The sequence below is a fragment of the Streptomyces sp. NBC_00988 genome, assembly GCF_045162645.1.
Classification (GTDB): domain Bacteria; phylum Actinomycetota; class Actinomycetes; order Streptomycetales; family Streptomycetaceae; genus Streptomyces.
Window position 1 is genome coordinate 11926849 of the sequence record NZ_CP108730.1, and the last position, 13151, is coordinate 11939999.

A 13151-nucleotide genomic window follows, 5' to 3' on the forward strand; every position below is an offset into this window, starting at 1 on the left:
CGTGGCCCAACTCCTCGTGCGACGGCCCACCTTGCTGCCGGACCGCCTGCGTGCACGGCTGCGCACCGGCGGCTCGGTACAGCGCGCCATGCTCCTCACCGGCGCCGTACTCACCGTGCTGTTCGTCCTCACCGCCCTCCTCGGGCCACTCCTCGCCCCGTACGGATACGCCCAACTCCAGGAAGGGGGACGGCTGTTCGGCTCGCAGCAACATCCCAGCAGTGCGCATCCGCTGGGCACCACCATCGCCGGGTACGACGTGCTCTCGCGCACGGTGTGGGGTGCCAGGACCGCGTTGGAGATCATCCTCGCCGCGCTGCTGCTCTCCGTGATTCCCGGCACCGTGCTCGGGCTGGCCTCCGGCTATCTCGGAGGGCGCCTTGACCGGCTGCTGGTGGGGCTGGCCGACGCGCTCTACGCGTTCCCGCCGCTGCTGCTCGCCATCGTCATGTCGATCGTGATCAGCGGCGGACAGTCCAGCCTCGTCGGCGGCCTCGGCGCGGCGGCCTGCTCGGTCGCCGTGGCGTTCGTACCGCAGTACTTCCGTGTTGTACGGGCCGAAGTGACCCGGGTGAAGGCCGAGCCCTTCGTCGACGCGGCCCGGGTGATCGGCACCGGCACCTGGCGGATCATGTTCCGGCACGTGCTGCGCAACTCCGTCCGCACCCTCCCGCTGATCTTCACCATCAACGCCTCCGAGGCGATCCTCACCCTCGCCGGGCTCGGCTTCCTCGGCTTCGGCATCGAACCCAACTCCGCGGCCGAATGGGGCTACGATCTCAACCGCTCGGTCGCGGACGTCACTTCGGGGCTGTGGTGGACCGCGATCCCACCGGGCCTGGCCATCGTGCTCACCGTGCTCGGCACGACCCTGCTCGGCGAGAGCCTCACCGACCTCGCCGACCCGCGGCTGCGCCGACGCGGCGGCACGACCGCGAAGACGACCGCCACCGGAACGGACGGAGGCGCGGACGATGACTGACCTCCTGCGCATCGAGGACCTGCACGTCACCTTCGCCACCGACGCCGGCACCGCCCCCGCGGTGAAAGGGGTCAGCCTGTCCGTCGCCCCGGGCGAAGTACTGGCCCTCGTCGGTGAGAGCGGCAGCGGCAAGACCGTCACCGCCAAGTCGGTCCTGGGACTGCTCCCCGCCACCGCGACCGCCCGCGGCCGGGTCCTGCTCGGCGACGGCACCGCCGACCCGGCTGAGGACGTCCTCACCGCGTCCCCGGCCCGACTGCGCGCCCTGCGCGGCACCCACGCCGCGATGGTCTTCCAGGAACCCTCCACCGCGCTGAACCCCGTCTTCACCATCGGATGGCAGCTCACCGAAGGCCTCCGAGCCCACGGACACGGCGGCAGCAAGGCCGAACGGCGGGCCCTGGCCGTCGACTGGCTCGACAAGGTCGGCATCCCCGACCCCGCCACCCGCGTGAACCACTACCCCCACCAGTTGTCCGGCGGCCAGAAGCAACGTGCCGTCATCGCCATGGCCCTCGCCCTCGGCACCCGGCTCATCGTGGCCGACGAACCCACCACGGCCCTCGACGTCACCGTCCAGGCGGAGATCCTCGAACTCCTGCACCGCTGCCGCACCGACTTCGGCACCGCCGTCCTCCTCATCACTCACAACATGGGCGTCGTCGCCGACCTCGCGGACCGGGTGGCCGTGATGAGCGAGGGCGTGGTCGTCGAACAGGCCCCGGTCCGCGACCTGTTCGCGGCGCCCGCCCACCCGTACACCCGCGAACTGCTCGCCGCCGTACCGGTCTTCGGAGAGCAGAGCCGGACGCCGACCTCCGCGACGGGTGACGGGCAGCCCGTCGTGCGGGCCGCCGGGCTGGTCGTGGACTACCCCGGGCGACTGGGGAGGACGGGCTTCCGGGCGGTCGACGGTGTGAGCTTCGAGATCCGGCCGGGCGAGGTGCTCGGGCTGGTGGGGGAGAGCGGCAGCGGCAAGACCACCATCGGCCGAGCGGTCGCCGGTCTGACGGCCGCCACCGGCGGTGAACTCACCGTGTTCGGCGAGCCGTTGACGACCCGCCGCCGCACCCGCGGCCGGGCCGGCCACATCGGCTACGTCTTCCAGGACCCCGCCGCCAGCTTCAACCCGCTCCTCACCGTCGCCGACAGCATCGCGGAACCACTCACCGTCCACCGGCGCGAACTCGGGGCCGAGGCCATCCGAGCCGAGGTCGAGGCGCTGCTGAACTCCGTCCATCTGCCCAGCAGTTACGGCGACCGCTATCCGCACGAACTCAGCGGCGGCCAACGGCAACGCGCGGCGCTGGCCCGGGCGCTCGCCCTGCGGCCCCCGCTGATCGTCGCGGACGAGCCGACCTCCGCCCTCGATGTGTCCGTCCAGGCCAAGGTGCTCGACCTCTTCACCGAACTGCAACGGGAGTTGGGCTTCGCGGCCCTGTTCATCAGCCATGACCTCGCGGTGGTCGAGCAGGTCGCCGACCGTGTCGTCGTGCTGCACCGCGGCCGGATCGCCGCGTCCGGTTCCACGGCCGCGGTGTTGGGCAGTCCACAGGACGACTACACGCGGCGGCTGGTGGCCTCCCTGCCCGTCGCCGACCCGGTACGGCAGAGCCGCCGCAGGGACCGGACCGTCGATGCCTCCGAGGCGCTGGACGAAGGAGTGGCACGCGCATGAGCGACACCGTGGTGGACCTCGTCGAAGAGGTACTGAGCAGCACCCCCGTCATCGACGGTCACAACGACCTCCCCCTGGCGCTGCGGGCCCGCTCCGGCTACAGCGTCGAGGGGCTGGACGACGGCCGCCCCGACCTCCACACCGACCTGCCCAGACTGCGCGCCGGAGGGGTCGGCGCGCAGTTCTGGTCGGTGTACGTCTCGTCCCGACTCCCCGAACCCGAGGCCGTGGTGGCCACGCTGGAGCAGATCGACGCCGTGTACCGGCTCGTCGCCCGCTACCCGGACGCCCTGCGGATCGCCTACACCGCGGCCGACGTAGAGGACGCGCTCGCCGACGGACGGATCGCCTCCCTGCTCGGCATCGAGGGCGGCCACAGCCTCGCCGAGTCACCGGGCGTCCTGCGGTCCTACGCCCGGCTCGGCGTCCGGTACGTGACCCTCACCCACAACGACAACACCACCTGGGCGGACTCGGCCACCGACGAGCCCGGCGTCGGCGGTCTGAACGACACGGGCCGCGCGATCGTCGCCGAACTCAACCGCACCGGCGTGCTCGTGGATCTCTCCCACGTCGCCGACTCCACCCAGCGCGCGGCGCTCGCCGCCTCGACCTCCCCGGTGCTGTTCAGCCACTCCTCCGTACGCGCCCTCAACGACCATCCGCGCAACGTCGCCGACCCGGTCCTGGAGCTGCTGCGGGACAACGGCGGTGTCATCCAGCTCACCTTCGTTCCGTACTTCATCTCGGCCGAAGTCGCAGAATGGGCGCAGGAGTTGCAGGCCGAACGGGAACGTCTCGGGCTGCCGGCGCACCCCTGGACCTGGCCACGCGCACCACGGCCGGGCGAGGACCCGGCCCAGGTCGCCAAGGAGCTCGCGGCCGGTTTCGCGGCGTCCGCCGACGACCGGCTGGTGCGCTGGACCGAGGAACATCCCCGGCCCGAGGTGACGGTGTCCCAGGTCGCCGACCATGTCGAGCACGCCCGCGAGGTGGCAGGCCGCGACCACATCGGCCTCGGCGGTGACTACGACGGCGTCGACCATCAGCCCACCGGACTCGCCGACGTCTCCGGTTACCCGGTGCTGCTGCGCGAACTCGCCGACCGCGGCTGGTCCCGGCCCGACCTGGAGGCACTGAGCGGCCGCAACGTGCTGCGCGTTCTGCGCGAGGCCGAGCACCGCGCGACCGAACCGCTGTGGCCGACGGCACCGTTGCGGTGAGCCGCGCACGCCGATGGGCCGACGCGTTCGCCCGGTGGACGCCGGGTCTGCTCGCGGTCGGCTGCTGCCTGGGGGGACTTCCGGTGCCCGAGCTCTCGGCCCACGCGAAGAGACCGGAGCCGTACGGCGGACTGCCGTCCGGCCACCCGGAGTGTCTCGCCGGACACATCCCGCTGACGGATGTGGAGCGGGAGTTGTGGTCCGCTCTCGATCAAAAGGTCTGAGAAGGGTCCGGCGGTCCGCTCATGCCCGGGCACTGGGCGCGGGCGGACCGCCGACCGCGTTCAGTCCTGCGCCAGCACCGGCCCTGAGACGTCGGCGGTCTCACCGCGGCCCTCGCCGACGGACGCGGGCTGAGGAGTCGGCGACGAGGCCGGTTCGGGTGTGGGGCGCGGCTGACGGCGTGAGAGGCCCACGCCGAGCAGGCACAGCGCACCCCCGGCGAAGGCCAGGCCGGAGGGGAACTCGCCCAGCGTGGGCCAGGCCAGCAGGACGGTGAGGGCGGGCACGATGTACGTCACCGCTCCCAGCCGCCCCGCCGGCATGTGCGCCAGCGCGTACGACCAGGTCCAGAAGGCCAGCGCCGTCGGAAGCAGCCCCAGGTACACCACGCCCGCCCAGGCCCCGGCCGACGCGTCGCCCAGATCCGTGACGAGCTGACCCGCGAAGGGCAGGCAGGCGACCGCGCCGATCGTGCTGGCGTAGGCCGTGACCTGCAACGGCGATGCGTGCGAGAGCGCGGGCTTCTGGAAGATGACGCCGACGGCGTGACCAGCCGCCGCTGCCAGGCAGAGCAGCACACCGATGAGAGCCGAATCGCCGCCCCCGCTGGACGCCCCCGCCAGCGCCGCGCCCGCGAAGGCCACCGCGAGGCCGATGAGCAGGGGACGCGGGAAGCCCTCGTGCAGCAGGAACCCGGCGAGCAGCGCCACCAGCAGCGGACCGGCGCCGATGAGCAGCGCCGCCGTCCCCGCGTCCGTGTGCTGCTCGCCCCAGTTCAGCGCCACCATGTACAGCCCGAACCAGAACACGCCCATGCCGGCGATCCCGGGCCACGCGGCACGCGGCGGCAGCCCCTCGCGCCGGAACGCCACGACGGCGAGGAGCGCGACGGCGCCGACGAGGAGACGGCCGAGCGCGAGAGGGCCGGGGCGCACGCTCTCGCCGATGTGCCGGATCGCCACGAACGCCGAGGCCCACAACACCATGGTGAGTACTGCGGCGGCCAACGCGCTGGGCGGTGTCTTCGCGGTGGCCGGGGACGTCTCATGCTGTGCCATCGGGCAACTCCCTGTTCGCTCCGCGCAGGACGCGGCGGAGAATCTTTCCTGTGCTGTTGCGGGGCAACGCGTCGATGAACTCGACGTCCTGGGGGACCTTGTACCAAGTGAGCTTCGACGCGGTGGTCGAGCGGATGGTGGCCGCCAGCGTGGCGGGCCGGTCCACTCCGGGCTCGGCGACGACGTAGGCACGCAGGCTGGTCGTGCCGTCGGCCCGGCGTACCGAGCAGACGGCGGCCTCGCGTACCCCGGCGATGCCGGTGATCAGGTCCTCCACCTCGATGGGGTGGACGTTGGCTCCGGCGACGATCTCGATGTCGTCGACCCGTCCGAGCAGCCACACCAGACCCTTGGCGTCGACGCGTGCGGAGTCCCCGGTGGCGAACCACTCGTCCGGGCCGAGCCGGTGCGGCGGCAGGCCGCCGCGCCGCACGCCGGGGCCGATGCCGGGGCCGGAGATCTGCAACTGCCCGACCTCGCCGTCCGGGACGGGCTCGCCCGCGTCGTCGACGACGCGTACCCGGTACGGCGGCAGGATGCGGCCCAGGCTGTACGGGTGGATCTCGTCCGGGCCGTTGGCCAGGACGGCGTGCCCGATCTCGCTGGTGCCGCAGATGTTCAGCAGCCGTGCTCCGAGGACGCGGCGCAGTCGGTCCTCCAGCGGCCGGGGCAGCGTCTCGCCGGCGACCAGGGCCAGCCGCAACCGGCCCAGCAGGTCAGCCGTTCGCGGGCGGGCGAGCAGCCGGGCGTAGAAACTGGGCTGGGCGTAGAAGACGCTCACACCGTGGCGTTCCAGGAGCCGGGGGACGTTCGTCTCGTCCGCGCGCTGCGGGGACAGGACGACCACGGCGCCGCGCTGGAGGGGCAGGAGCACCGAGTTGCCCAGCCCGTAGGCGAAGTACATCCGCGACACGGAGTAGCAGACCTCGCCCTGGCGGAGCGCGAGGACGCCGCCGATCGCCCGGTCGAAGTGGAGGGCGTCGCCGTGGTCGTGGAAGCACAGGCGGGGTGCGCCCGTGGTGCCGGACGTGAACACGGCGAAGGCGGGGGCGTCCGACGCGAGCGGCTCCGGAGCGCCGGCGCCCGCGGGGTCGTGGGCCTCCGTCAGTTCTCTCGGGGTCACGCTGCGGCCGCGGAACTCCTCGCGGAGCGATGCGTCGGCGACGACCAGTGAGGCCTCGGCGATCTCCTCGCTGGAGCGCAACTCGTCGGCGTGGAAGAAGGTGTTGACCGGTACGGCCACGGCGCCGATCCGCAGGACGGCCAGGAACGTCACCACGAAGGCGACGCTGTCGGGAAGCGCCAGCAGCACCCGGTCCCCGCGCCCGACACCGAGGCGGCGCAGGGCCCCCGAGGTGCGGCGCACCTGCTCGTACACCTCGCCGTAGGTGTAGCGGTGCGTGCCCTGGAGATACGCGGTCCTGCCGAGCCAGCCGTTGCGGCGCGCGAGGTCCTCCAGCCGTACGGAGAGGTTGCCGTCCGCCGGGACGGTCTCGGCCGGCGCGGCGGGTATGTCCGTGAGGATGTCCGTCATCTGCACACTCCCTCGATCTCGACCAGCAGGTCGGGCCGGCAGACCGCGACATTGAAATACGAGATGTCCGTGTCGGCGGGGAGCGACGACTCGCAGATGCTCCGTACGACGGGAAGGTGCTCGGCGTCGCGCACATAGACCTTGACCTGGTCGAGGTCCTTGACGTCGTACCCGGCACCGTCCAGGCCGTGGGCGCGGAGGTTGTCGCCGCCGACGAGTGCCTCGATGTTGCGCAGCGTCTCCTCGGTCTGCAGGGCAGCGTTGTCGGCGTGTACCGTGTCGTCGCCCAGGATGCTGGCCGTGCCCGAGACGAAGAGGGTCCCTGTTACGGCCTCCGGGCTGCCGACGTCCTTGAGGAACGTGGCCCGGGCGAAGCTCGGCGACTTCGGCCCGTACTGGGAGGGGTACTTGTAGGCGGGTGTCTGCCGCGGGTTCTCCAGGTGGACGGCCCGCCCCGGCTTCGCCGCGAGGAAGCAGACGTCGACGCCCGGCGAGAGGGTGCCGATACCGGTGGCGGCCGACAGCTGGGGGAAGCGGTCGGCGTAGGCGGCGAACGCCTCCGCCCGGCCCACGCAGAAGTCGCGGTAGATCTCCAGGCCGTCCGCGTTCGGGCTGGTGATGCCGCCGATGAGGTTCCACATGCGGACCAGGTCGGTGTAGCCGCGCTCCCAGGCGAACTCCAGGGCGTTCTCGTACAGTTCGCGCACCGGTCGGCGGTACACCGGCTGGGGGCCGAGGCGTACCGCGTAGAAGAGGTGCTCGCCGTCCTCGGCGAACACGGCGTCGCCGGCGCTGCCGCTCCGGACGGGCAGAGCGGTCCGCCAGATCTCCTCGACGGGACGGACGTGCTCGTTGGTCATGTGGGTGGTCAGGAGCGGAGTGGCGTCGTCCAGGGCGGCTTCGGCCGGGGTGTGGGTGAAGCGGATCCGCCCCAGGACGGTGCCGCGCGAGGTCGGTGGCCGCTCCGGCGCGGCGACGGGAACCAGGTCGGACCAGAGGCCCTGCAAGCGTGCCTCGGGCTGACGGTTGCTCATGAATCTCCTTGTCTCTGCCGCTGCCGTCCGGGGTGTGGTGGCTGCGGTCAACCGGCGTGCGCTGCCCAGGTGTTGCGGGACGGTGAACAAAGCGCCCGAGGGTCCGGCGCAAGATCTGTTCCTGTTGAAGAATCCATGCGGGGGCCCTTGCCGGGCAGCCGCAGACTTGCGTCAGGCACGATTACGAGGGGGAGACGAACCGTGAGCATCGACGCCATAACGGACCTGCCGGACGTCCCGCAGGCGGGCACCGCGACCAGCGACGTGTATACGCTCGCCTTACGGAGCGACTACGTCGACATCCAACGGTGCGTACGGGATCTCGGGATCTCCGCGGCGGAGGCAGCCGCGGCCATCGAGGATCTGGTACGGCTGCGGCTCCTGCATCTGGTGCACGGCTGCACGTATGCCTACGTCGCCGTCAACCCGATGTCCGCCTCCCTGCAACTGCTGGCGGTACAGGACGAGGCGCTGCGCCAGCGGCAGCACGAACTGGAGCGGCTGCGGCAGCAGATGCACAGCCTGCTGCCGGTGTACCGGGAGAACTTCTCGGGCGAGCCCCAGCATCCGCACGTGCAACGGGTCGAGGACCCCAGAGCCGCGCGGGGGATCCTCACCACGATCACGGTCGAGGCGAGGCGGGAGATCCTCTTCTCACTCCCCACCCAGGATCCCTGGGAAGAACCCGCGGACCTGGACCGCGGGGGGTGGCTGCGGTGCGCGGGGACGCGTTCCGAGCTCCTCAGGGTGCTGTTGCCGGAGGCGGCCCGGTTCGACGTCCGGGTGCGCGAGCGGGTGGAGACGCTGATCGGTGACGGAGGGCAGGTGCGTACGGCCGTCCCCGCTCCGGCGTGGCTGCTGGTCGTCGACGCCGAGGTCGCCGTGGTCCCCGTGGGGGAGGGGCCGGGGCTCAGCGTGGTGCGCGAGCAGTCCGTGGTGGCGGCGCTGCGGCGCACCCTGACCGGCGCGTGGGACGAGGCACGGCCCTTCGACGGCAGCTACGACCACGACAGCGCACGCTCCACCTCGGCCCTGATCGACGAGGCCATTCTGCGCATGCTGCTCAACGGTCTCGAAGACAAGGTGATCGCCCGCCGTCTGGACATCTCCCTGCGCACCTGCCAGCGGCGCATCGCCGACCTCATGGACGCGTTGGGTGCCAGGACGCGCCTCCAGGCCGGCTATGTGCTCGGGCAGCGCGGACGCGGCGGCGAGCGGAAGGCGGCGTAGCCGGGACGTCGAGGGAGACGTTCGACTTCTCAACTCGTGCGCTCAGAAGCCTTGTTCGTGACTTTCGACAGCTGTCTCGGTATCAGCCGGACCACACCCGCCCCTGCCGTCAGGACGGCCACTCCGGTTCGGAGACGGTCGCGGCGAGTGCGTCGAGGAGCACCTGGGCGGGTTGGGACGCGGGCGGCTTGCCGTACACCGCGGCCACGACCTGTCTGCGCATGCCGGCGATGCGGTGCAGTCGGACACCGGGGTGCCGGTTGGCGAGGAGGGTGAGGCCGGGCAGCAGGCTCACGCCGAGGCCGGCCGCGACGAGGGCCTGTACGGCGACGTAGTCGTCGGTCTCGAACTCGACGACCGGCTCGAACCCGGCCCGCCCGCAGGCCGCGACGAGGTGCTCACGGCAGCGCTCGCACCCGGCGATCCACCGTGTGTCGGCGTAGGTGGCCAGCTCGGCCGGGGGGCCGTCCCACGCGCGGTCGGCCGGTGTGACCACGTACAACGGTTCGTCGAGCAGCGGCGTCATGGTGGTGTCGCGGCGATCGCGCTGGGGCGGGTCGCCGTGCTCGAAGACCAGCGCCACGTCGACGTCGTTGTTGCGCAGGGCGTTGAGCGCGTCCGGTGGTTCGGCCTCGCGCAGGGTCAGCTCGATACCGGGATGCCGGTCGGAGACGCGGGCGGCGGCGAGCGGCACCAGGGTGGCCAACGCCGAGGGAAACGCGGCCAGTCGGACCCGGCCGGTGCGCAGTCCGGCCAGCTCGTCCAGTTCCGCGTGCACCGATTCGACCTGCGCGAGGATCGACTCGGCGCGGTCCACCAGCAGCCGGCCGGCCTCGGTGAGCCGGATACCGCGCCCCATCCGCTGCAACAGCGGCATGCCGACCTCGGCCTCGAGCTTGGCGAGTTGATGGCTCACCGACGGCTGCGCGTAGTGCAGTGCCTCGGCGGCCGCCGTGATCGAACCCTCGCGGGCGACGGCGACCAATACACGCAACCGACTCAAGTCGATCATTTGCGAATCATAGACCGCGTCGATGACGGCCTCGAAAACACGCATTGGACCATTACCGGACCTACTGCGACGGTGAATCGATAGTGGGTGCGAGAGATCGCGGCCGCACACCTTCCCGTCGGTGACCGCCGGTGATCTCACCCCGTCACGCGTGCCCGGCCTCCGGGCGCGGAAAGGAGATGCCGCATGACCACGGCTGTGAATCCACCGTCGCGATCGATGTCGGTGAGCGACAGCGCGGCGCGAACCCTCGCGAACGCCACCAAGACCGTTCCCCAGATGAGCTCCATCACGCCTCGCTGGCTGGTGCATCTGATGTCCTGGGTCCCGGTCGAGGCCGGCATCTACCGGGTGAACAAGGTCGTTCACCCCGAGTCGGTGCGCATCGAGTGCGACAACTACGACGAGTCGCCGCTGCCGGACACCTTCGTCGACTACGAACGCGAACCCCGCGAGTACCGGCTCAAGGCCGTCCAGACGGTCCTGGACCTCCACACCCGGATCTCCGACCTCTACTCCAGCCCGCACAACCAGACCGCACAGCAACTGCGGCTGACCATCGAGGCGGTGAAGGAGCATCAGGAGGGCGAGCTGATCAACAGCCCGGAGTACGGGATGCTGGCCAGCGCGGCGGAGACGCAGCGGATCTCCACGTTGGCGGGGCCGCCGACGCCGGACGACCTGGACGCCCTCATCACGAAGGTGTGGAAGCAGCCGGCCTTCTTCCTCACCCATCCCGAGGGGATCGCCGCGTTCGGCAGGGAGTGCACCCGGCGCGGTGTACCGCCGGCCACGGTCAGCATGTTCGGCTCGCAGTTCCTGACCTGGCGCGGACTGCCGATCATCCCGTCGGACAAGGTCCCGCTGGAGAACGGGAAGACGAAGTTCATCCTGCTGCGCACCGGCGAGTCGCGCCAGGGCGTGGTCGGACTGTTCCAGCCCGGGCTCTCGGGCGAGCAGGGGATGGGCCTGTCGGTGCGCTTCATGCAGATCGACCGCAGCGCCATCGCCTCCTACCTGATCTCCCTGTACTGCTCGCTCGCGGTACTCACCGAGGACGCGCTCGCCGTGCTCGACGACGTCGAGGTGGACAAGTTCCATGACTACGCGCCGAGTTACCGGTAGCCATGACCACGCCCTCACCCACCGGTAACGAAGCCGCCCCGGCATGGCTGCCGGACGAGGAGACGCTGAGCCGCATGGCCGGGGAGTTCTTCCGAGCACTCCCCGGCCATGCGGGGGACGCGGAGGCGCCGACTCCGGCCTTCGACGGCCGGCCGGAGTGGCCGACGCCCACCGGCCTGCCGCTCGCGGACTCTTCTCCTACGGCGCCTGCGGGGCCGTCGGCTGCGCAGTCCGTTCCTGCGGTGCCCACCGGTCCGCCGGCCCCGGGCCCGTTCCCTGCCCAGCCGGCCGGAGCGCCGACGGCGGATTTCGCGCCTGCGGTGCCAACCGGCCTGCCTGCTGCCGAATCCGCTTCCGTGCTGTCCACCGGCACGCCGACTGCGGACCCGCTTCCTCCCGTGCCGACCGGCCTCCCCTCCATGGACCCGCCGCCCCCGGCGCCGACCGCCGGAATGAGCCCGCCGTCCGGGCCGCCACCGACCAGCGCCCCGGCCACGTTCATGGCGAGCCCCTATGCGGTGGGTGCGCCCGGCGCCGCCGGACCCACCCCGGAGCCACCGGCCCCGCCGGTACCTCCAGCCTCACCACCCGCCCCATCGCCGGCCGCACCGGCCCGACTCCCGGACCCCGGGCCGTACTACTTCCTCACGGAGGCAGCCGGGTACCCCGCCCAGGCGCCGGAGCTCCCCGGCTTCGGGCACCTCGGGCTGCCGCCGCTTCCCGACCTCATGTCACCGACCGCGACGACCGCGCCGTACTACTTCGTCCAGGAACCCGACGTGTCCGGCGCGCCGTTGGGACTGCCGGTCGACCAACACCCGGCCTTCGACGTGCAGGCGGTCCGCCGGGACTTCCCGATCCTGTCCGAGCTGGTCAACGGCCGTCCGCTGATCTGGCTGGACAACGCGGCGACCACGCAGAAGCCGCAGGCCGTGATCGACCGGCTGGTGGAGTTCTACTCGCGGGAGAACTCCAACATCCACCGCGCGGCGCATGAACTGGCCGCCCGGGCGACCGACGCCTACGAGGGCGCCCGGAAGACCGTCGCCCGGTTCGTCGGGGCCGGTTCCGCCGAGGAGATCGTGTTCGTCCGGGGCACCACCGAGGCGATCAACCTGGTCGCCAAGGCATGGGGTCCCGCGCACATCCGCGCGGGCGACGAGATCGTGCTCTCCCACCTGGAGCACCACGCCAACATCGTGCCCTGGCAGATGCTCGCGGAGCAGACCGGTGCCGTGATCAAGGTGATCCCGGTCGACGACAGCGGTCAGTTGCTGCTCGACGAGTACACCGCGCTCCTGTCGGAGCGGACCAAGCTGGTGGCGGTCACCCAGATGTCCAACGCGCTCGGCACCGTCGTACCGGTCGAGCAGATCATCGGGATCGGACACCGGGCCGGGGCGCGCGTGCTGGTCGACGCGGCACAGTCGGTCCCGCACCTGCCGATCGACGTCAGGGCACTGGACGCCGACTTCCTCGTCTTCTCGGGGCACAAGCTGTTCGGACCGACCGGGATCGGGGTGCTCTACGCCAAACGCGAGGTACTTGAGGACATGCCGCCGTGGGAGGGCGGCGGCAACATGATCACCGACGTGACCTTCGAGCGGTCCACCTTCCAGCCGCCGCCGGGCCGGTTCGAGGCCGGTACCGGCAACATCGCCGACGCGGTGGGGCTGGCCGCGGCCATCGACTACGTCGAGCGCGTCGGCCTGCCGAACATCGCCGCCTACGAGCACACCCTCGTTGAGCACGCCACCGAAGGCCTGCGCGGTGTGCCCGGACTCCGGCTGGTAGGCACGGCCCCGAACAAGGCGAGCATCGTGTCGTTCGTCCTGGACGGCTACGAGCCCGCCGAGGTCGGCACCGCGCTCAACGAGGAAGGCATCGCGGTCCGTTCGGGCCACCACTGCGCGCAGCCGATCCTGCGCCGGTACGGACTGGAGGCCACCGTCCGGCCGTCGTTCGCCTTCTACAACACGCACGATGAGGTGGACACGCTGATCGCGGCGGTCCACCGGCTCGCGGACCGCCGCGGCGGGCGCCGCTAGTTCGC

The 13151-nt window shown here is 71.5% G+C and carries 11 protein-coding genes; 7 read left to right on the top strand and 4 right to left on the bottom strand.

Annotation, left to right across the window (positions count from 1 at the left end):
• The first annotated feature begins 1 nt into the window (after position 1).
• The 4 genes from OG496_RS53700 to OG496_RS53715 are packed head-to-tail and all read left to right on the top strand — an operon-like array spanning position 2 to position 4107.
• Complete coding sequence (locus tag OG496_RS53700; RefSeq protein WP_405976279.1) at positions 2–982, top strand: ABC transporter permease; 981 nt, start codon at positions 2–4, stop codon at positions 980–982.
• The gene (locus tag OG496_RS53705; protein WP_405976280.1) at positions 975–2660 is read left to right on the top strand and encodes a dipeptide ABC transporter ATP-binding protein; all 1686 of its coding nucleotides are present in this window, start codon (positions 975–977) and stop codon (positions 2658–2660) included. Before OG496_RS53700 ends, OG496_RS53705 begins: the two co-directional genes overlap by 8 nt.
• A complete protein-coding gene (locus tag OG496_RS53710) occupies positions 2657–3883 on the top strand; it encodes a dipeptidase (RefSeq protein WP_405976281.1) in 1227 nt (408 codons plus the stop codon). Before OG496_RS53705 ends, OG496_RS53710 begins: the two co-directional genes overlap by 4 nt.
• Positions 3880–4107: a DUF6059 family protein gene (locus OG496_RS53715; RefSeq protein WP_405976879.1), complete on the top strand. Its 228-nt coding sequence runs from the start codon at positions 3880–3882 to the stop codon at positions 4105–4107. The genes OG496_RS53710 and OG496_RS53715 overlap by 4 nt, the downstream gene beginning before the upstream one ends.
• Before the next feature lie 60 nt (positions 4108–4167).
• On the opposite strand, the gene OG496_RS53720 is transcribed toward OG496_RS53715, so the two are convergent.
• From OG496_RS53720 to OG496_RS53730, 3 genes are read right to left on the bottom strand one after another with little or no spacing between them, the layout of a single operon-like run.
• Entirely contained in the window at positions 4168–5163 is a 996-nt protein-coding gene (locus OG496_RS53720) for a DMT family transporter (RefSeq protein WP_405976282.1), read from the bottom strand.
• Positions 5150–6697 (bottom strand): class I adenylate-forming enzyme family protein, encoded by a 1548-nt coding sequence (locus tag OG496_RS53725; RefSeq protein WP_405976283.1) that lies wholly within the window; start codon positions 6695–6697, stop codon positions 5150–5152. Before OG496_RS53725 ends, OG496_RS53720 begins: the two co-directional genes overlap by 14 nt.
• Positions 6694–7731 carry an FkbO/Hyg5 family chorismatase gene (locus OG496_RS53730; protein ID WP_405976284.1) on the bottom strand — a complete coding sequence of 346 codons (1038 nt, stop codon included), beginning with the start codon at positions 7729–7731 and terminating at the stop codon, positions 6694–6696. Before OG496_RS53730 ends, OG496_RS53725 begins: the two co-directional genes overlap by 4 nt.
• A 201-nt stretch (positions 7732–7932) precedes the next feature.
• On the opposite strand from OG496_RS53730, the gene OG496_RS53735 reads away from it, so the two are divergent.
• The gene (locus OG496_RS53735; protein ID WP_366495696.1) at positions 7933–8961 is read left to right on the top strand and encodes a helix-turn-helix transcriptional regulator; all 1029 of its coding nucleotides are present in this window, start codon (positions 7933–7935) and stop codon (positions 8959–8961) included.
• Between the two features lie 109 nt (positions 8962–9070).
• Here OG496_RS53735 and OG496_RS53740 read toward each other — a convergent pair whose 3' ends face one another.
• Positions 9071–9973, bottom strand: a complete 903-nt coding sequence (locus tag OG496_RS53740; protein ID WP_405976285.1) for a LysR family transcriptional regulator — start codon at positions 9971–9973, stop codon at positions 9071–9073.
• A gap of 186 nt (positions 9974–10159) precedes the next feature.
• Here OG496_RS53740 and OG496_RS53745 point away from each other — a divergent pair, with 186 nt between their 5' ends.
• The gene (locus OG496_RS53745) at positions 10160–11098 is read left to right on the top strand and encodes a family 2A encapsulin nanocompartment shell protein (RefSeq protein ID WP_405976286.1); all 939 of its coding nucleotides are present in this window, start codon (positions 10160–10162) and stop codon (positions 11096–11098) included.
• A 2-nt stretch (positions 11099–11100) separates the two neighbouring features.
• Positions 11101–13146: a family 2A encapsulin nanocompartment cargo protein cysteine desulfurase gene (locus OG496_RS53750; protein ID WP_405976287.1), complete on the top strand. Its 2046-nt coding sequence runs from the start codon at positions 11101–11103 to the stop codon at positions 13144–13146.
• Positions 13147–13151: the final 5 nt, after the last annotated feature.